Here is a 19139-nt window from a genome sequence, read left to right as displayed (position 1 = left end):
CTGTCACGGGCAACGCCTAGGGTGTGACGGTCCACCACAAGACCTACACCGGGGATCCTCGACCGATGCCTTCGCCCGCCGTGTACAGCCCGCCGCGAACCACCGCCACCGTCGCCACGGTCGCGCTCGCCACGGGCTGCGCCGCGCAGTTGTTCACGCTCGTCGCCGACTTCCGCATCCTCGCGGCGGCGGACGACCGCTCCGCGATCCAGGACGCGGGCGGGCTCTACGACGCCGCGCTCGTGCTGCAGGACCTGGTCCTGACGGCCGTGGCGGTCTCCTTCATCACCTGGTTCTACCGGATGCGGGTCAACGCCGAGGCGATCAACCCGCAGGCGCAGCACCAGCTCCAGCGCGGGTGGTCGATCGGCGGCTGGCTCGTCCCGGTCGTCAGCCTCTGGTTCCCCCGGCGGATAGCGATCGACACCTGGCTGGCCAGCACCCGGCCGGACCCCTCGGGGGACCGGGTGCTGGTGCCGCCGGCGCTGCTCAACTTCGGATGGGCGGTGTACCTGGCGGGCGGCGTGATCGGTCTGTTCGGCTCCATGGAGTACGACCAGGCGGACTACCCGGACTCCTACCGGACGGCCGCCCAGTGGATGATCACCGGCGAGACGCTGACGCTGGCCGCCCTGGTCTGCGCGATCCTGCTGGTCCACAAGCTGACGGCCCTGCAGGAGGACTACGTCGCCCACAGCGCCGCCCAGGCCTACGGCGTCCACGTCTCGGACGTCGAGGGCTGAGCGGCCCGCCGTGAGCCGCGGTGCGTCGGCGCGAGCGCCCGCGCACCGGGCTCCGGCTCGTCGGCCCGGCCTCACCCCGCCGGGGCGACGCGGAACATCGCGGCGCCGTGGGCCGGGACCTCGGCGCTGATGGTGCCGGAGGTCTCGCCCGTGGTGTGCTCCCACAGGTCGCGCACCACGTAGGAGCCGGCCGCCGGCAGGCCGACGGCGGAGGCGGTCGTGGAGACGACGGCGCGTTCGGCGCCCTCGTTGAAGAGCGTGACGGCCACGGAGCCGTCGCCCAGGGGCTTGGCCAGGACGTCCAGGCCGCCGAGCGGGCCGACCGGACGGCCCTGCCTGCCCAGCGGGTCCTGGTCCACGGCGATGACCTCGGTGTTCCCCAGGACCGCCAGGGTGTGGGGCGTGGCCGTGCGCAGGTCGGTGCCGGCGAGCAGCGGCGCGGCCATGGCGGCCCAGAGGGAGAAGTGGGCGCGCTCCTCGTCGGCCGTCATGCCGTTGCCGACCTCCAGCGCGTCGGGGTCGTTCCACGCGCCCGGCCGGGCGTGGTCCGCGAGCTGAGCGTTGACGTGGAAGATGTCCAGCATCCGCTGGAAGCTGGGGTCGATGTCCGGGGTGGTCCGCCACAGCTGGCCGACCTCGCCGCCCCAGGACGCGACGTCCTGGTCGCCCCAGTTGCACAAGCTGTAGACGATCGGACGGCCGGTACGGGCCAGGGCCTCGCCCATCGCCTCGTAGCGCTGGCGGGCCGGCATCGGCTGGTTCCCGGGGCAGCTGTCGTACTTCAGGTAGTCGACGCCCCAGGAGGCGAAGGAGTCGGCGTCCTGGCGCTCGTGGCCCAGGCTCCCGGGGAAGTGCGCGCAGGTCTCCGTGCCGGCGCTCTCGTAGATGCCGAGCTTGAGGCCCCTGGCGTGGACGTAGTCGGCCACGGCCGCGATGCCGTGCGGGAACTTCACCGGGTCCGGCACCAGGCTCCCGTCGGCGCCGCGCTCCCCGCTCATCCAGCAGTCGTCGATGTTGACGTACTGGTAGCCGGCCGCCTTCAGGCCGGTGTCGACGATCGCGTCGGCGCTCTGCTCGACCAACTGCTCGTCGACCTTGCAGCCGAAGGCGTTCCAGTCGTTCCAGCCCATCGGCGGGGTGGGCGCCAGGGCGGCGCCGGCCGAAGCGGCGACCGGCGCCCCGGCCGCCGGGGCGACGGCGAAGGGGGCCACGCTCAGCACGGCCGCGAGCGCCGCGACCCAGGGTTTGCGCATCGTGTTCTCCAGGAGGGCAGGCAGGGCGAGGGGAATCGCCGAGGACGGAACCGATGCTTCGTAATCTGGTGGCGCCGCAGGCCCGTCAACCGAGCACCCCATGACGATCACTCGAACGTGTCCGGCCACAGGTCTGGGCGGGCGTGCCGCTCCCACCCACCGGGCCCACGGGCCGACGTGCCCCGCCGCCGAAGGCCCGTGCCCGCACGGGGCGTCAACCGCCCGCACGGGCAAGGGCCTTCGGGCCGCCAATGGCCGCATTCGCCCGACCGCGCCCGCCCGGGGGACTACGCTGCGAACGTGCCGCGTCACCGACCGCAAGCGGCCGTTCGCGAAGGAGTCCCGTGTCCTCGTCCTGCGACCCCCAGTACGCTCCCGTCGGCGACGTGAGCACCGCGCTGATGCTGATCGACTCCCGCCTCCAGGCCGTCTACGACGGCAAGAGCGGGACGGACCCCGAACAGCGGCGCATGATCAACGAGTTCGCCGCGTCACTGGGGGAGGACGGGCTCGACGATCTGCTGGAAGGCACCTGCACGCTCATCTACATGTACATGAACTGGCTGCGCCAGGCCTGCACGGACCAGGGCGAGGAGGTCGTCGGCTACTCGGTGCCCGCGCTGGTCGCCACCATGCGGATGATGCCCCGCACCTTCAAGCCCGAGGTCGTGCCCATGATGGCCGGCCTGCTGATCGCCGCCGGGACCGGACTGAGCCCCAACCTGTGGCGCGCCCAGTACGGGCCGTGGACGGACGCGGAGATGAACCCGCTGGAGGCCACCGCCGTGCTGCTCGCCGAACACATCAACCGGATTGCCGGTGACGACCACAGCTTCGCCACCCGCCTGATCGCCGATGCCCTGGGTCGACTCGACGACGAGGAGTGAGGGAGTGAGGTGAGGGCGGCGGATCCGCCGCCCTCACCCCAAGGATCAGACGTCGCCGAACTCCCCGGAGCGGACAGCCGAAACGAACGACTGCCAGGTGTCGGCCGGGAAGGCCAGGGTGGGGCCATCGGGGTCCTTGGAATCGCGGACGGGGACGATGCCGGGCATGCTGTTGGATACCTCGATGCACTGTCCGCCGTTGCTGCTGTAGCTGGACTTGAACCAATCGAGGGTCATAGTTGCCTCCGTAGCTCGCGGATCATCGCCACCGAGTCCGCCTGTGAAAGGGCATGCGTTTGTAGCTGATAGTAGGCCGCCAACTCGGCCGTCACCGCGCCGGTATCCCGCTCCAAGCGCCCCTGGTGCGCACTCTCGGCGTAGGAGGTCAGAGATCGGTCCGGCAACGTCAGAATGGACACCGGAAGATCGAAGGCCCTGTCCTCGCCGAGCAAGTACGGGGCAAGCTGGAGCCTTGCGGTGGGCTCGCTGGCGAAGTCGATGAGATGGTCAAGCTGGGCAGCCATCACAGCCTCCCCACCTACAATCCGACGAATGCAACTCTCATCCATGACCACGTGGACCAAGGGCGGCGGTTCCCGGCGCACGCGGATTTGGCGGTTTATGAGGACGTGCACCCGTTCGTCTGCCTGGTCCTGCGTGATGGTCCTCCGGCGTACGGCGCCTGCCGCAATGGCGGTTGCGTAATCCCTCGTCTGCAGCAAGCCCGGCACGATGCCGAGTTCAAAGAGCCGGAGCTCAACGGCCCGGCCCTCTTGGGTGACGAACTCCGCGAATCCATCAAGTAGGGCACTGTACTTGACATCGCTTGCCTTGTGCTTGAACGTGCCCGCCTGCGATGTACCAAATGCTCTGTCAAGTGCCGCAGCGATCCGTTGAGTTGGCCTCCTGCGGCCATTTTCAAGAGCCGAGATGTGGGACGAGGTGCAGCCGATCAGCCCTGCAAGGTGTTCCTGCGTCCACCCCCGCCGCTCACGTGACGTGCGGAGGAATGCCCCGAACTCGGCGGCAGGGGAGGCCTGAGGGTCAAGTTCCCGCTTGTTCAAGGCGATTCGCCCTACCAATCAAACAGCACGGATACGTTGAACTGCTCTGAAGCCTAGAGGACAGTGGGGCACCCCGGGTAGTCGCTGCGCTACGGATCGGAGTGACGCTGTGTATAGCGCTATTTGCGCACTACCCTCGCGCTCCCCAATACGCCCCCTGAGGAACTTCGCCATGCTCGCTTCCCACCGGCCCCGCACGTTCGCCGCGCGGCTCGACTCCTGCGTCGAATCCACGCCCCTCGCGCGGCACTTGCTCCGGGCGTACCTCGCCGCCCTCCCCGCCGGCGACCGCTACGCCGACGTCGCCGAGCTCCTCCTCGGCGAGCTCTTCGCCAACGCCGTCCAGCACTGCGACGCGCCCGACGACCGGCACATCGAGATCCGCTTCGCCCTCACCAACGGGCTCCTGCGCGTCGAGGTCCACGACGCGGGCGGCGGCCGCCCGTCGCTGCGCACCATCTCCCTCTCCGACGAGCGTGGGCGCGGGCTGTTCCTCGTCAACGAGCTTGCCTCGCGCTGGGGTTGCTGCCCCCGGGCCGGCGGGATCGGCAAGTTCGTCTGGGCCCTGATCGCCCCCGCCCCCGCCCTCGCCGCCTGAACAGGAACCGCCACCCATGCGACTCGCCCTCACCGCCCGGCACCTGTTCGACACCGGCGCCACGCCCGCCGAGGCCTACGCCACCCTCGCCCGTCGCAGCCGCGAGCCCCTGCGCTCGGCCCGCGCGGTCTGCACCGCCCTCGGCATCCCCGCCACCGAGACCGACCGCCGCCTCGACGACTGCTACGACGCCCTGCTCGCCGACCCCCGCCCGGGCTCCGAGGCCGACACCGGCGAACTCCTCGAAGCCCTCGGGGTCTTCGACGTCCCCAAGCAGCTCGACGCCCACGAACTCGCCGTCATCGACCTCTTCCTCACCGCCATCGACGCCCTCGGCGGCATCCGCGCCGGCCACCAGCACGGGCTGGCCCGCTGGTTCACCACCGGCAACCTCACCGCCGCCTACCTCTCCCTCGCCGCCACCCGCCCCCGCCCCGCCACCGGCGACCCCGACCGCTACTGGACCACCCTCATCCAGGCCGGCGAACTCCTCACCACCACTCCCAACCCCGACGTGCGCCTGCGCAACGCCCTCGCCCGCTGCCGCACCCACGCAACCAGGGCCTGAGCGCGGGAAGTCGACCCCATCGACTTCCTGCGCTCAGGGGACCCCCGAGCCTCGGCCGCACACGCGAGGTGCGCGGCGGGCCGTGGGCCCTGCCGCGCACCCCGGATCGCGCCGGTCAGCCGGTCAGCTGGTCTTGAAGGTGCCGGAGTTGATGGTGTTCCAGTTGCTCCACGGGCCGGCGTTGGCGCTGTACGAGTGGTACATCTTCCCGTCGGTGCCGACCGCGAAGACCTCCTCGGTCTTGGTGTCGGGGTTGCAGACGACCGCCGGCTTGGACGTGAAGTTGCCGCCCATCGAGTTCCACGAGCTGTTTCCCTGGCGGCGACCACCGGCTTCGCCGCCTGCCGACCCCGCCGGAAGGGTTTCCGGTTGTCGCCAATCGGCCCGTCTGCATCCGAATGTGCCGCCATGTGCACGTCAGGAAAATCCTCGGACAACGCCTGCGCGACAACGCCTTCGCGCGGATGGCGCGGCGGGTTTTTCCCGCGCGCCCGCGCCCCCCTGACGCTCTGGCCGAAATACTCCACCCCCGTTGCCCCGCGGGTACGTTCACCGCGGACGAACAAAGCGCCCGCCGAACGTCCGGTCCCCGTGGCGGGTCCGGTGTTCGGCGGGCGCTTTCCGTGTCAGGCGCGGGTGTTCACGCCTTTTCGAGTCGGTCGGCCAGGCCCGCGGCGGCGAAGGCGGCCTCCAATTCCGCGCGGCCCTCGGTGAAGTGGGCCCAGCTGTCGTGGTGGACGGCCACCACGCGGCGCGCGCCCAGCAGGGCCGCGGCCTCGGCGGCCTGCGCGCTGTCCAGGACGAGCGGCGCGCCGTCGAACAGGACGGGGAAGCGCGGCGCCCCGGCGAACAGGACGGCCGTGTCGACGGGCGCGTAGCGGGCGGCGATCTCGCCCACCGCCTCCAGCGAGGCGTTGTCGCCGCTGACGTAGACGGTGGGCAGGCCCTCGCCGGTCAGGACGAAGCCGACGACCTCGCCGGTGACGGCCTCGACGTCCGCACGCGCGCCGGGCCCGTGCAGGGCGGGCACGCCGGTGACGGTGACGGTGCCGCCGCCGGGGCGCTCCAGCTCGACCGCCTCCCAGTCGGCCAGTGCCCGGGCGGTGCCGCCCAGGCGCTTCGCGCCGCCGGGGGTGGTGAGGGTGAGCGGGACGTCGGCCAGCAGCGCCCGCCCGGCGTTGTCGAGGTTGTCGGCGTGCTCGTCGTGGGAGAGCAGGACCACGTCGAGGCGGCCGACCTCGGCGAGGGCCCCGGCGGGCGGGGCGGTCTTGACGAGCAGCGGGCGGCCCTCGCGCCCGTACTCGCCGGGTCCGTCGAAGGTCGGGTCGGTGAGGAAGCGCAGGCCGCCGTACTCGAACAGGGCGGTCGGGCCACCGAAGACGCGGACGGGGAAGGAAGCGGACGAAGCCATGACGACGACACCTCTCACGGATGGGGATGGAGTATCCGTGAGAAAAACTAGGGGATCATCACGGATGAGCGCAACCGATACCATGAGAAACATGACGGACCCCGACCTCGCCGGCGGCGAACCCGGCACCGTGCCCCCCGCGCCCGGCGAGGAGCAGCACCCCGGCCTCGCCCTCGCCAACAGCGCGATCACCCTGCCCGGCGGCCACCTCCTCGACCGCCTCGCCGCCCCCGAGGCCGCGGACCGCTGGCTCCTGGAACACGGCCTGACCCCCGGCCCGGCCGGCCTGCAGGAGATGTGCGCCGCCCAGCTGCGCGCGATGCGCGAGCACGTCCGCTCCCTGCTGGCCGCCCGCACCGCCGGCCTGCCCGCGCTGCCCGCCGCGCTGGCCGCCGTCAACGACGCCCTCACCCGGGTGCCCACCGCCCGGCTCCTGCAGTGGGACGAGCGCGGCCCCTTCCGCGCGGCCCCCCACCCCACCACCGCGATGCTCGACCACGCGCTGGCCGCGCTCGCGGCGGACACGGCCGACCTGCTCACCGGTCCCGACGCCGAGCGCCTGACCGCCTGCGGCTCCGCCCCGTGCAACCGGTACCTGCTGCGGCAGGGCCGGCGCCAGTGGTGCTCGACCCGCTGCGGCGACCGCGCCCGGGCCGCCCGCGCCTACGCCCGCCGCACCCAGGCCGCCCCGGCCCGCTGAGCCCCGAGCCCCGTTTCCCCCCACCGCGATGGCATAAACCGTGCAACTGGCCCAAGTCCACGGTTGCACGCAGACCCTGACTGCAGGAAAGTCATGGGGTTTGAAGCAACTGCAGAGGTTCGTACGCTCGCATGGAGCTAAAACAATCAATTGCAGGGGGAATCGCGAAGATGGTTTTCAGCAACCTGCACCAACAACGGCCGGAGTTGCCCGAGGACGGCGTCACCAACCTGTGGGGAGTTTCCAGACTGTCCGAGGTGCACCGGGTTCCGGTCGCCTCGCTTCGCCCGGCCGACTCTCCCCGTCACCAGTCGGAACAGGCCGAGCACACGCATCTTCTGGCCAATAGCGCGCAGGAGTTACCCCCGATTGTCGTGCACCGGCAGTCCATGCAAGTGGTCGACGGCATGCACCGGGTCCGGGCCGCGGAACTGCGCGGGCAATCGGAGATCACGGCCCGGTTCTTCGACGGGGCACCCGAGGACGCCTTCGCCCTCGCGGTGCGGGCCAACACCAGCCACGGCCTGCCGCTGTCGCTGTCCGAACGCACCGCGGCGGCGGTGCGCATCCTCACCACCCACCCCCACTGGTCGAACCGCGCCATCGCCGCCGTCGCGGGGCTGTCCGCGAAGACGGTGGCCGCCCAGCGCCGCAGGCTCGGCCCGGCCACCCAGACCACCGCCCGGATCGGCCGCGACGGCCGGGTACGCCCGGCCAACAGCGCCGAAGGGCGCCGGCTGGCCGGCCGGCTCATCCTGGAATCGCCCGGCGCCTCGCTGCGGACCATCGCGCAGAAGGCCGGCATCTCCCCGGGCACCGTGCGCGACGTGCGGGCCCGGCTGCTGCGCGGCGAGGACATCGTGCCGCTGCGGCACCGGTTGGACGAGAGCGACCGGGGCGGGCGGCGCCCGGCCCCCGTGGCCCGGCTGGTCGCCGCCCCGCCCTCACCGCCCGACTCCGGCCGGGACGACTCCGGCCGGGACGACCCCGGCGTCAGCGGCCTCTTCCCCAGCCTGTGTCGCGACCCGTCGCTGCGGCTGACCGAGAACGGCCGCCGGCTCCTGCGGATGCTGGAACTGCACATGCTGGACCCGCAGGGCTGGGAGAACGTCGCGCGGTCGGTGCCCGCGCACCGTGTGCAGATCGTCTCCGAGCTGGCCCTGGAGTGCGCCCGGCAGTGGCAGCGCTTCGCCTCCCAAGTGCGTGATGCGGCCGTGGCCCCGGTCGCCTGAGCAACTGCCGCCCCCCGCCTGCCAGTCGAGGCGGATTTCCCCACTTGACCATCCTTGACGCCGAGTTCGCGGCGCTGCTTACCTGACGCACCGCACCCGGAAGTGTTCGTCCACCGACCTGTCCCGCTGGTATACCGCCGGAGAAAGGCTGTATCGACAATGAGCGAGCCCAGGAATGCACCCGTAGCCGAAGAGCCGGCCGGCGCCGGGCAACTGCCCTTCAACCCGGCCGATCCGGCGCTCCAGGCCAACCCGTACCCCGCCTACCGCCTCCTGCGCGACGCGTTCCCGGCCCTGCAGGGGCCGCACAACGTCTGGCTGATCAGCCGCTACGAGGACGTCGAGGCGCTGCTGCGGGACCGCCGTCTGGGCAAGGACTTCAGCAACTCGACGTTCTTCGAGCAGATCACCGGCGCGGAAGGCGACGACCCGCTGCCCTTCCTGGGCGTGGACGACCTGGACGCCAAGCTGTTCATGCTGACCGACCCGCCGGAGCACACCCGGCTGCGCGGCCTGGTCTCGCAGGCCTTCACCCCCGCCACGATCACGGCCCTGCGCGAGTCCGTCGCCGCGATCGTGGACGAGCTGCTCGGCGACCTGCCCGAGCGCTTCGACATCATGGACCGCCTCGCCACCCCGCTGCCGATCCGGGTCCTGGGCACCATGCTCGGCATCCCGGAGGAGGACCGCGAGCGGTTCACCCTGTGGACCCGCGAGATCGCCGCGCTGCTCGACTTCGACACCGTGCTGACGCCCGAGCAGTCCAAGGCCCGCCGGGTCGCGGTCGCCGAGTGCACCGGCTACTTCGTCGAGCTGGCCACCCGGCGCGACGGCACCGAGGGCGACGACATCGTCTCCCAGCTGGTGCGCGCCCGCGACGAGGGCAGCGCCCTGACCACCCACGAGATCGCGGCCTCCTGCCTGCTGATCGTCGTCGCCGCCCAGGAGACCTTCTCCAACCTGATCGGCAACGCCGCCCTGGTCTTCGCCCGCCACCCCGAGGCCCTGGCGCACCTGGCCGACGACCCGAAGACGACCGACGCGACGATCAACGAGATCCTGCGCCTGGAGCCGCCGGCCCACCAGGTCGGCCGGATCGCGCTGGAGGAGGTCGAACTGCACGGGCAGACCATCAAGCCCGGCGAGGCCGTCATCCTCATGGTGGGCTCCGCCAACCGCGACGAGCGGGTCTTCACCGACCCCGACGACTTCGTCCTCCACCGCGAGGGCCCCGGCCACCTCAGCTACAGCCGGGGCATCCACTACTGCCTGGGCGGCCCGCTGGCCACCATGATGGCCCGCGAGGCCCTGCTCGGGCTCGCCACCCGCATCACCACCCTGGAACTGGCCGACAAGGACGTCACCTTCAAGCCCGGCTCCACCGGCCTGCGCGGCCCGGCCCAGCTGCCGCTGGTGGTCACCAAGCGCTGACCCGAACACCGCCGCACCGCCGCACCGACGTGCCCTGTCCCCGCCCCCGTGGGACAGGGCACGTCCGCGCGCGCGGCCGGGCCCTCGGGCCGGCACGTCGCAGCCCGGGCGCGCCGGCCGGCCCGCCGCCCCGCCCCACCGCCGCCCCGCCCCACCGCCGCGCCCCGCCCCACCGCCGCGCCCCGCCTCACGGCGCGCAGCAGCCGTCGCGCCGCAGCGCCAGGCCGACCTCGTACCAGTCCACACCCCCCGCCGGCACCCGCCCCGCCGCCGCCGCACCCGCAGCCCGGCCCGCGCCCGCGCCCGCCGTCCCGACGACGTCCTCGCGCCGGAACACCACCCCGCCGCGCATCACCCACACCGTGCGCACCAGGTCCGCGAAATCCCGCAGCGGATCCCCCTCCACCACCGTCAGATCCGCCAACTTCCCCTCCTCCACCGTCCCCAAGTCGTCCGCCAGCCCGAACAGCCGCGCCGGCGCCACCGTCGCCGTACGCAACGCCTGCGCCGGCGACAGCCCCGCGAACCGGTGCAGCGCCCGCAGCCCCAGATGCAGGTGCAGCCCCACCGGCACCAGCGGCGCGTCCGTCCCCAGCGCCAGCGCCCCGCCGTCCTCCACGATCCGCCGGTACACCGCCATCTCCCGCCGCAGCGCCCGCAGTTGCTCCGGCGTCGGCGCCACCTGGGCCGACCGCTCCACCTGCGCCGCGTCCCACGGCGGCATCAGCACCCCCACCCGCGGATCCCGCGCCAGCGCCGGATCCTCACCCAGCAGGCACAGCGCCGAGAACGGCGTGACCACGATCGCGAACTCCCCGCCCCGGTACACCTCGTGGACGTCCTGGTAGCTGCGCCCGGTCGGCGAGGCCGCCCGCCCGAACTCCTGACGCTGGGTCGCCGACAGGTGCGTCGTCAGGTCCTGCCCCACCTGCACCCCCGGCGTCAGCAGATGACCGCCCGCCACCACCCCCAGCCGCTCGTGCGCCACCCGCGCCGCCCGCCCCATCACCGAAGCCGGCGCCCGCACATACGTCTTCAGCAGGTCGTAGTCCAGCGCCACCGCCCGCTCCAGGCTGCGCCGCACCCCCTCCTCGGTGCGGTGCGCCCGCCCCATGCTGTACGCGACCCTGGCCCCGTCGATCAGCTCGCCCGTCGTCAGGAACCGCGGCCCGTCCAGCACCCCGGCGTCCACGTCCTCACGGATGCGCGCCTGCTCGTACGCCGCCCCGCCCAGCGACGCCGTCCCGCTGATCCCGTACGCCAGCATCAGCCGCAACTCGCGCCCGCCGTAGGTGTTCAGATACGGATGGGTGTGCGCGTCCCACAACCCCGGCAGCACCGTGCACCCGGACGCGTCGACCAGCCGCTCCCCGGAGCGCCGCGCACCCGAACGGTGCGGCTCGACGGCGGTGATCCGCCCACCGCTGACCACGATGTCCACGTCCTCGCGCACCCCCTCCCCGGTGCCGTCCCACAGCCGCGCAGCGTGGATACGGGTGACGTCGGAGCGCGGCGGCACACTGCGCGCCGTGCGCAGCCCCACCGCCACCTCGCGCGCCCCGCCCCCGTCACGCCCGATCAACCGCAGCCGCCCGCCCGACAGGTACAGCAACTGCCGCGAATCGCCCGACCAGGACGGATGGTCGGCCGCCTCCTCGGTCAGCCGCACCGCCTCGCCCGCCGGCGCACCGTCCGCCCCCACCGGCAGCACCCACAGCGCCGACTCCACCACCAGCGCCAGCCACGCCCCGTCCGGCGACCACACCGGCCCGCTGTCGACCCGGTCGGCCACCGAGGTGTGCGCCAGCGGCAGGAACGCCCGCGCACCGCCGTCACCCGTGTCCACCACCCGCACCACGTTGTAGCCCTCACGGAAACGGTGGTTGAGCCGGTTGCGGTCGCAGAACGCCACGTACCGGCCGTCCGGCGACCAACTCGGCCGACCCGGAAGGCCGTTGCCGCCCAACGGCGCCACCAGCACCCGCTCCGCACCGCTCGCCAGGTCGACCACCAGCAGACGGCCCAGCACGTCCTGGCACGCCAGCCGCGCGCCGTCCGGCGACAGCACGGGATTGAACCGGCCCCCCTTCGCCACCACCTCGTCCGCCCCGCTCTCCAGGGTCAGCCGGTGCACCGCCCCCAGGCCGTCCCCGCCCTCGTCCCCGTCGTACACGTACACCACGCTGCGCCCGTCCCGGCTCCACGAGGGCATCTGCAGGTAGTGCGCGGGCGGGGCCTGCACCAGCACGCGCGGCGCCCGGCCGATCGGCAGCAGCCACAGCGCGCCCCGCGCGCAGAACACCACGCTGCGCCCGTCCGGGGACAGCTGGGGCAGGTGGACGCCGCGCACCTCGCGTTCGGCGGTGGAGGTGAAGTCGCGTTCCTTGCGCCGGTATTGGGGCCGGGGGACCTGCAGGCGGGCGGTGAACGGGATCGGCGTGGGCGCGTCCAGGGCGGGGGAGCGCTCGGTGATGTGCCCGTCGGCGAAGTAGACGATGCCGCCCTGCGCCGTCCAGGACGGCGGCAGCGGGGAGACGTCCTCCTCGCCCGAGACCACCGTGCCGTCGACGACCAGCGACGACTTCGCCGCCTGGTAGGCGGTGGCGGCGGAGGACTCGCCGATCCACACGTACGCCAGCCGCCCCTGCGGGGACAGCGCGGGGCACACCAGCGTGCCGCTGTCCACCGTGCGCACCGTGCTCACCGCCCCGCCCGCGGCCGGCACCGAGGCGATCGTGCGCCCGAGCCCGCCGCGGGCGCGCACGAACAGCACCCGGTCCCCGTCCGGGTGCCAGCACGGGTCGTAGTCCTCCACCCCGGCCTGGTCGGTCAGCCGGGTCAGGCGCCCGCTCGCCACCTCCAGCGTCCAGATGTCGTACGAGGAACCCGCCACCGCGTCCCCCGCCCGCTCCGAGGAGAACGCCAGCAGCCGCCCGTCCGGCGACCACGACACCCCGCGCTCGTCCCACGGCCCCTCGGTCAACTGCCGCAGCCCCGAACCGTCCGCGGCCATCGCCCACAGGTGGAAGCCCCCGCCCCGGTAGGCGCAGAACGCGAGCGTCGACCCGTCCGGCGACCACACCGGCCGGGTCGGCTCCAGCCCCGGATCCGTCAGCGCCCGCGCCCGCCCGCCACCGCGCCCCAGCGCCCACAGCACCCCCTGCACCTCCACGACCAGCCGGGCACCGTCCGGCGACACCGCCACCGCCGCGTTGGTGCCCGCCGTGAACTCCAGCTCGCGCAGCCGCCCGCCGGCCTCCTGCGCACCCTCCTCGGCCACGGCCCGGCCCCCGCTCGCCCCGAGCGCGGCGCCGGCCCCCGCCAGTGCCGCCGCCCCCAGGAACCCCCGCCGCCCCAACCCCGGGCCCGGCCCGCTTCCGACCCGCCCGTTCCCCAAAGCCGACACACCCGACTCCTTCCCGACCCGGCCCGCGGCCCGCCCGCAGCCCGCCCTCCCCAACCGTGTCCACCACCGTGCGCACCCACACCACCCGCAGGACCCGACGCCCCCACCCGGACGAACCCCCGGCCCCGGCACACACCACCCATCGCCTGATCAACCGTCACCACCACACGGCCCCGGCGACCCTGGCGCACCGTCGGGTATCGTCACACGCCACCGAAGCCCGGCCACCCGTTCGACGAGCCCTGCGAGGAACCATGGAAATCCGACCCACGGCCGAGCGGCCCCGTCCGGTCCTGCTCACCGGCGCCGCCGGCCGCATCGGCACCAGCCTGCGCGAGCTGCTGCCCGCCTACGGCTACCGGCTGCGCTGCTTCGACCGCCTGCCCGTGCCCGGCGACCCCGACGCGATCACCGCCGAACTGCAGGACACCAAGGCCCTGACCGCGGCGGTGCAGGGCGTCGACGCCGTCATCCACCTGGCCGGCATCGCCGGCGAGGCACCGTTCGACGACATCCTCGCCGCCAACATCGAGGGCACCTACCGGCTCTACGCCGCCGCCCGGACCGCCGGAGTGCGCCGGATCGTCTACGCCAGCAGCAACCACGCGACGGGCTTCACCGAGCGGCCCGCCGACGGTGCCGCCGTTCCGGTGGACGCCCCGCCACGGCCCGACACCTACTACGGGCTCTCCAAGTGCTTCGGCGAGAGCCTCGCCTCCCTGTACGCCGACCGCCACGGCACCGAGACCGTCTCGCTGCGCATCGGCTCCTTCGCCGCCGAACCCCGCACCGTCCGGATGCTCGCCACCTGGCTCAGCCCCGGCGACTGCGCCCGCCTCGTGCACGCCGCGCTCACCGCCCCGGTGACCGGCCACACCGTCGCCTACGGCATCTCCGCCAACACCCGCGCCTGGTGGGACCTCACCTCGGCCCGGGCGCTCGGCTACCGGCCGCTGGACGACGCCGAGGCCTACGCCGCCGAACTGACCGCGAGGCTGGGCGAGTTGCCCGCCGACGACCCGGACCACCGCTACCTCGGCGGCCGCTTCACCCAGACCGGCCACTGACCCGGGCCCGCCCCCGGGCCCGGGCCCGCCCGGTCACCGCGCGCCCATGTCCCCGGTGGCGGGCGTGCCGCCGGCGAGCCCGTAGCGCAGGTACACGGTGCCCTTGGGGCCGGCCGCCGGCGGCTCCAGCAGGGTCAGGCTGGTGGGCACCGCGCCGGCGTCGAACACCTTCTTGCCGACGCCGAGCACGATCGGGTGCACCCACAGGTCGAGGCGGTCGAACAGCCGCTCTCGCAGCAGGGTCTGCACCAGGTCCAGGCTGCCGACGACCCGCACCTGCCCGTGCCGCTCCCGGATCTCGCGCACGGCGCCGGCCAGGTCCGGGCCCAGCCGCACCGACCCGGCCCACGGCAGGTCGGGCGTGCCGCGCGAGGCCACGTACTTGGGGACGCGGTTGAACAGCTCGGCGATCTCCCCGTCCTTCTGCTGCGGCCAGTACGCGGCGAAGATGTCGTAGGTGCGCCGCCCCAGCAGCAGCGCGTCCGTGCCCTCGTACGCGGCCAGGATCTGCGCCCCGGAGATCTCGTCCACCAGCGGCGCCTGCCAGCCCCCGAACGGGAACCCCTCCGGGTCCTCGTCCGGCCCGCCGGGCGCCTGCCCGACGAGGTCGAGGGTCGCGAACAGCTCGATCTGAATGAGGCCCATGCCCTGCTCCCGGTGAGTCGACTGCCCCCGTCATGATGCAGACCCGCCGGGGCCGGAAAACTCATCGCCGCGCCGACACTCGATTCCGGGCCCGTCCGCCCGCCCAGCGCAGCCCTCAAATGCCGCCTTTGATGATGCCTAAGATTTACTATTCAATCTTAACATCGATGCTGTGCTTGCGATTTGATCTGCGAATCACAGGTGTGGAAGGCTGCCATTGGCGCGCCGTTACCGACAGGTAACTCGGTGTGCCGTCAGCGCGCGGGCGCCCCGGGGGAGTGGACGGCGTCGCGCGCGAGAAGCCGGAGGACCGCGCCCGGGGGGCATCGTGCGCGCGGATCGTCCTTCGGCCCGAACAGCCTGGACATCCTGGAAAGCGGGGAACCCCATGGGCAGCGGTATCGATATGACGAGCTTGCGCAGCGAACTCGAAGACCTCTGGCAGCGGCGCGACGACACCGCGCTGCACAGCGCCGAGGCGGTGGCCGCCGTCGACGCGGCGATCGGCCTGCTGGACACCGGCCGCGCCCGGGTCGCCGAACCGACCCCCGGCGGCGGGGTCGTCGTCCACGAGTGGCTGAAGAACGCGATCCTGCTGCTCTACAAGCAGGCCTCGCCGCAGCCCTCGCAGTTCGGCCCGTTCCGGTGCGCCGACAAGATCCCGCTGAAGAGCGCGATCGACGGCGTCCAGGTCTCCCCGGGAGCGGTCATCCGCCGGGGCAGCCACCAGGAACCCGGCGTCGTGGTGATGCCCAGTCACATCGGCATCGGCTCCTACGTCGGCGAGGGCACCCTGGTCGACTCCTGGGTCGGCATCGGCTCCTGCGCCCAGATCGGCCGCAACGTCCACCTGTCCGGGGGAGTGGGACTGGGCGGCATGATCGAACCCCCCATGGCCAAACCGGTCGTGATCGAGGACGACGCCTTCATCGGCGCCCGCTCGATGATCTACAGCGGCGCCCGGGTCGGCGAGGGCGCCCTGCTGGGCGCCGGCGCCCTGCTCACCGACACCATCCCGGTGATCGACGCCGCCACCGGCGAGGAACTCGCCCGCGGCGAGGTGCCGCCGTGGACGGTCGCCGTCCCCGCCAGCCGACCGCGCGACTTCGCCGGCGGCACCTTCGGCCTGCCCTGCCTGCTGGTCATCAAGCACCTGAAGAAGGGCGAGCGTCACGACAAGGCCAGGCTCAACGACGCCGTGCGCACCCAGCCGCCCGCCGAGCTCACCCTCTGACACCCCCCCCGAGGAACACCCATGCCCGCCACCGGCATCCGCCCGCTCCTGGTCCGCCACCCCGAACTCGCCGCCCTCGAAACCAAGTTGACGGCCTTCCTGGACACCCATCTGCCCGCACCGGTCAGCGAGGGCGACCCCCGCCCCGACTGGCTCGCCCTGCGCGCACATGCCGCCGCCGCCGGACTCACCGGCATCGACATCACCACCCCCGACGCACCCGACACCCCCGACACCCCCGACGAGCCGCACGGCCCGCGCGGCCGCGTCGCCCAGGGCATGGCCATGTTCCTCGCCGGCCGGCGCGACTGCGACGCCCGCGAGGTCTTCAGCACCGGACACGCCGCGATGGCGCTGCGCCACGGCTCGCCCGCACTCGCCCGCCACACCCGCGAACAGGCCATCGACGCGGGCAGGCTGGCAGGGGTCGCGGCCAGCGAACCGCACTCCGGCTCGGACCTGCGGGGCTTTCGCACCGTCCTGGTCGACCACGGCGACCACTACACGCTCGCCGGCTCCAAGGGACTGATCAGCCGGGTCGAGGAGGCCTACGGCTTCGTCGTCTTCTGCAGGCTCGTCGACCGCGCCGACGCCGGCCGCACCGACCTGCGCGAGGTCCCGCTGTCCGCGGTGTGGGTGCCCACCGGCACCGCCGACGTCCTCACCGAGACCACCGACCCGCTCGGCATGCGCGGCTGGAGCTTCGGCCACCTGCACTTCGTCGACACCCGCCTGGACAAGGACCTCCTGCTCGGCGCCCCCGGCGACGGCCGCCGCATCTTCGACGCCCACTTCTCCGCCTGGCGCCTGATGATGTCCCTGGTCTGCCTCGGCGCCGCCGCCGCGGCGATCGAGGAGTCCGCGGCCCGCACCCGCGCCCGCACCCTCGCCCGCACCCCGCTCGCCGCCATCCCCTCCGTCGTCGCCCGCCTGGGCACCGCCGCCGCCGAGGTCGAAGCCGCCACCGCCTGGTGCTTCGCCCTGCTGGAACGCATCGACCAGGGCGAGACCGACACCGCCGCCTGCTCCGCGGCCAAGGCCCTGGCCACCGACACCGCCTACCGCGCCGTCGACCTTGCCCTCCAACTCCACGGCAGCGAGGGCTACACCCGGCACACCCCGATGGAAAAGCGCCTGCGCGACATCCGCGGACTGCGCATCGCGGACGGCCCCAACGACACCCTCTACAGCGTGCTCGCCCACGCCCTGCTCACCGAGGACACCCCGCGCCACCCGGCCGAGAACACCAGGCTCCTCGCCCACCACTGACCGAAAGCGCACCGGGAGCCACCCATGCCGACGCCACCCGCACCGCCCTTCCGCACCGAAGTCGTCGCCATCCTCGACGAGTTGGGCACCCGCCCCGACAGCCCCGCACTCACCCACCGGGGCACCGCCACCACCGCCGGGGCCCTGCGCGACCTCACCCACCGACTCGCCCACGCCCTGTACGAGCGCGGCGTCGACCGCCACCACACCCTCACCCTGCTCACCGGCAACCGGCCCGAGGCCATCGCCGCCCGCTACGCCGCCAACCTGCTCGGCTGCCGCACCAACCAGCTCTACACCCGGCTGCCGGCCGACACCCAGGCCGCCATGGTCCGCGACGTCGACACCCACACCCTGATCACCGACCCCGAACACGCCCACCGCGCCGCCGAGATCACCGCACACACCCCCGTCCGGTCCCTCCTCTGCCTCGGCCCGGCCCCGGCCGCCACCGACCTGCTCGCCCTCGCCGCCACCCACGGCCCCGACCCGTTCACCAGCCGCGCCCGCCCCGGCGACATCCGCACCATCCGCCACTCCGGCGGCACCACCGGCCACTCCAAGGGCATCGGCATCAGCTACGGCCAGATCCGCCGCTTCGGCCTCGACCTGCCCGCCGACGACCCGGCCGGCCCACCGCGCCTGCTCGTGTGCACCACCATCGCCCACGCCGCCGGCCAGCTGACCGACAAAGTGCTGCGGGCCGGCGGCAGCGCCGTCCTCCTCGACGACTTCGACCCGGCCACCGTCCTCGCCGCCATCGAACAGCACCGCATCACCGACGTCTTCCTGATGCCCCCGCTGCTCTACCAGCTCCTGGACCACCCGCACTGCGCACACACCGACACCACCAGCCTGCGCCGCCTCACCTACGGCGGCTGCCAGGCCTCACCCGCCCGCCTCACCGACGCGCTGCGCCGCTTCGGCCCGGTCCTCGTCCAGCTCTACGGACAGCACGAGGCCGGCATCGTCAGCGTCCTGGACACCACCGACCACGACGCGGCCCGCCCGCACCTGCTGCACTCGGTCGGGCGCCCCGCCCCCGGCTACCGGGTCGCCATCCGCGACGAACAGGGCCGCGACCTGCCCGCCGGCCGGCCCGGCGAGGTGTGCATCGCCTCCGACAGCCCGATGCAGGGCTACTGGAAACAGCCCGAACTGACCGCCGCCACCCTCAGGGACGGCTGGCTGCACAGCGGCGACGTCGGCTACCTCGACGACGAGGGCTACCTCTACATCGTCGACCGCCTGAAGGACCTGATCAACACCGGCGCCGGCCACGTCTACACCTCCGAGGTCGAAGACCTGCTCAACTCCCACCCCCACGTGCACCAGAGCGCCGTCTTCGGCGCCCCCGACGCCAACCGCGTCGAACGCGTCCACGCCGCCGTCGTCCCCGTCCCCGGCACCCACCCCGACCCCGAGGACCTGCGCACCCTGGTCCGCACCCGCCGCGGCCCCCTGCACGAGCCCGCCCACATCACCTTCCTGACCGAACTGCCCCTCACCGACGCCGGAAAGCCCGACAAGAAACTCCTGCGCCACCGGGCCGCCGCCACCCGCTAGCGGGCACCGGGCGGTTCCGTCGCGGGTGGTCCGGCCGCCGGCGGGGACCCAGGCCGAGGGGACGG

The 19139-nt window shown here is 73.2% G+C and carries 17 protein-coding genes and 1 pseudogene; 11 read left to right on the top strand and 7 right to left on the bottom strand.

Annotation, left to right across the window (positions count from 1 at the left end; all coding sequences use genetic code 11):
• The first annotated feature begins 65 nt into the window (after positions 1–65).
• On the top strand, positions 66–743 hold the full coding sequence (locus ACPC54_RS27265; RefSeq protein ID WP_498968477.1) for a DUF4328 domain-containing protein: 678 nt from the start codon (positions 66–68) through the stop codon (positions 741–743).
• A 71-nt stretch (positions 744–814) separates the two neighbouring features.
• On the opposite strand, the gene ACPC54_RS27260 is transcribed toward ACPC54_RS27265, so the two are convergent.
• The gene (locus ACPC54_RS27260; protein WP_498968476.1) at positions 815–1996 is read right to left on the bottom strand and encodes a glycoside hydrolase family 27 protein; all 1182 of its coding nucleotides are present in this window, start codon (positions 1994–1996) and stop codon (positions 815–817) included.
• 344 nt (positions 1997–2340) lie between these two features.
• Between ACPC54_RS27260 and ACPC54_RS27255 the strand changes: the two genes are divergently transcribed.
• Positions 2341–2883, top strand: a complete 543-nt coding sequence (locus ACPC54_RS27255) for a hypothetical protein (RefSeq protein ID WP_498968475.1) — start codon at positions 2341–2343, stop codon at positions 2881–2883.
• A 45-nt stretch (positions 2884–2928) separates the two neighbouring features.
• Here ACPC54_RS27255 and ACPC54_RS27250 read toward each other — a convergent pair whose 3' ends face one another.
• Both ACPC54_RS27250 and ACPC54_RS27245 read right to left on the bottom strand, forming a co-directional pair.
• A complete protein-coding gene (locus ACPC54_RS27250; protein ID WP_498968474.1) occupies positions 2929–3120 on the bottom strand; it encodes a DUF397 domain-containing protein in 192 nt (63 codons plus the stop codon).
• On the bottom strand, positions 3117–3947 hold the full coding sequence (locus ACPC54_RS27245; protein WP_498968472.1) for a helix-turn-helix domain-containing protein: 831 nt from the start codon (positions 3945–3947) through the stop codon (positions 3117–3119). The genes ACPC54_RS27250 and ACPC54_RS27245 overlap by 4 nt, the downstream gene beginning before the upstream one ends.
• 172 nt (positions 3948–4119) lie before the next feature.
• Here ACPC54_RS27245 and ACPC54_RS27240 point away from each other — a divergent pair, with 172 nt between their 5' ends.
• Both ACPC54_RS27240 and ACPC54_RS27235 read left to right on the top strand, forming a co-directional pair.
• A complete protein-coding gene (locus ACPC54_RS27240; RefSeq protein ID WP_498968471.1) occupies positions 4120–4545 on the top strand; it encodes an ATP-binding protein in 426 nt (141 codons plus the stop codon).
• Positions 4546–4561: 16 nt separating this feature from the next.
• Positions 4562–5113: a hypothetical protein gene (locus ACPC54_RS27235; RefSeq protein WP_498968469.1), complete on the top strand. Its 552-nt coding sequence runs from the start codon at positions 4562–4564 to the stop codon at positions 5111–5113.
• A 123-nt stretch (positions 5114–5236) separates the two neighbouring features.
• Here the strand turns inward: ACPC54_RS27235 and ACPC54_RS27230 are convergent.
• Positions 5237–5416: pseudogene (locus ACPC54_RS27230) on the bottom strand (DUF8189 domain-containing protein); the annotation flags it as partial.
• A 337-nt stretch (positions 5417–5753) separates the two neighbouring features.
• Positions 5754–6524 (bottom strand): MBL fold metallo-hydrolase, encoded by a 771-nt coding sequence (locus ACPC54_RS27225; RefSeq protein ID WP_498968468.1) that lies wholly within the window; start codon positions 6522–6524, stop codon positions 5754–5756.
• 82 nt (positions 6525–6606) lie between these two features.
• Between ACPC54_RS27225 and ACPC54_RS27220 the strand changes: the two genes are divergently transcribed.
• The 3 genes from ACPC54_RS27220 (at position 6607) to ACPC54_RS27210 (ending at position 9887) form a co-directional block, all read left to right on the top strand.
• Entirely contained in the window at positions 6607–7224 is a 618-nt protein-coding gene (locus tag ACPC54_RS27220) for an ABATE domain-containing protein (RefSeq protein ID WP_498968467.1), read from the top strand.
• Between the two features lie 131 nt (positions 7225–7355).
• On the top strand, positions 7356–8456 hold the full coding sequence (locus ACPC54_RS27215) for a ParB/RepB/Spo0J family partition protein (RefSeq protein WP_498968466.1): 1101 nt from the start codon (positions 7356–7358) through the stop codon (positions 8454–8456).
• A gap of 159 nt (positions 8457–8615) precedes the next feature.
• A complete protein-coding gene (locus ACPC54_RS27210) occupies positions 8616–9887 on the top strand; it encodes a cytochrome P450 (RefSeq protein WP_498968464.1) in 1272 nt (423 codons plus the stop codon).
• A gap of 187 nt (positions 9888–10074) precedes the next feature.
• Here ACPC54_RS27210 and ACPC54_RS27205 read toward each other — a convergent pair whose 3' ends face one another.
• Positions 10075–13293, bottom strand: coding sequence for an amidohydrolase family protein (locus ACPC54_RS27205; protein ID WP_498968463.1), 3219 nt, complete (start codon positions 13291–13293; stop codon positions 10075–10077).
• Positions 13294–13547: 254 nt separating this feature from the next.
• Here ACPC54_RS27205 and ACPC54_RS27200 point away from each other — a divergent pair, with 254 nt between their 5' ends.
• Positions 13548–14360: an NAD-dependent epimerase/dehydratase family protein gene (locus tag ACPC54_RS27200; protein ID WP_498968462.1), complete on the top strand. Its 813-nt coding sequence runs from the start codon at positions 13548–13550 to the stop codon at positions 14358–14360.
• A gap of 33 nt (positions 14361–14393) precedes the next feature.
• On the opposite strand, the gene ACPC54_RS27195 is transcribed toward ACPC54_RS27200, so the two are convergent.
• Complete coding sequence (locus ACPC54_RS27195; RefSeq protein ID WP_498968460.1) at positions 14394–15005, bottom strand: dihydrofolate reductase family protein; 612 nt, start codon at positions 15003–15005, stop codon at positions 14394–14396.
• A 406-nt stretch (positions 15006–15411) separates the two neighbouring features.
• Between ACPC54_RS27195 and ACPC54_RS27190 the strand changes: the two genes are divergently transcribed.
• The 3 genes from ACPC54_RS27190 to ACPC54_RS27180 are packed head-to-tail and all read left to right on the top strand — an operon-like array spanning position 15412 to position 19074.
• Complete coding sequence (locus tag ACPC54_RS27190) at positions 15412–16239, top strand: 2,3,4,5-tetrahydropyridine-2,6-dicarboxylate N-succinyltransferase (RefSeq protein WP_498968458.1); 828 nt, start codon at positions 15412–15414, stop codon at positions 16237–16239.
• Between the two features lie 21 nt (positions 16240–16260).
• The gene (locus ACPC54_RS27185) at positions 16261–17508 is read left to right on the top strand and encodes an acyl-CoA dehydrogenase family protein (protein ID WP_498968457.1); all 1248 of its coding nucleotides are present in this window, start codon (positions 16261–16263) and stop codon (positions 17506–17508) included.
• Between the two features lie 24 nt (positions 17509–17532).
• A complete protein-coding gene (locus ACPC54_RS27180; RefSeq protein ID WP_498968455.1) occupies positions 17533–19074 on the top strand; it encodes an AMP-binding protein in 1542 nt (513 codons plus the stop codon).
• The last annotated feature ends 65 nt before the right edge of the window (positions 19075–19139 follow it).

Origin of the sequence: Kitasatospora sp. NPDC094028 (assembly GCF_049543595.1) — a bacterium.
GTDB lineage: Bacteria > Actinomycetota > Actinomycetes > Streptomycetales > Streptomycetaceae > Kitasatospora.
This window is presented reverse-complemented; position numbering and strand designations above follow the sequence as displayed.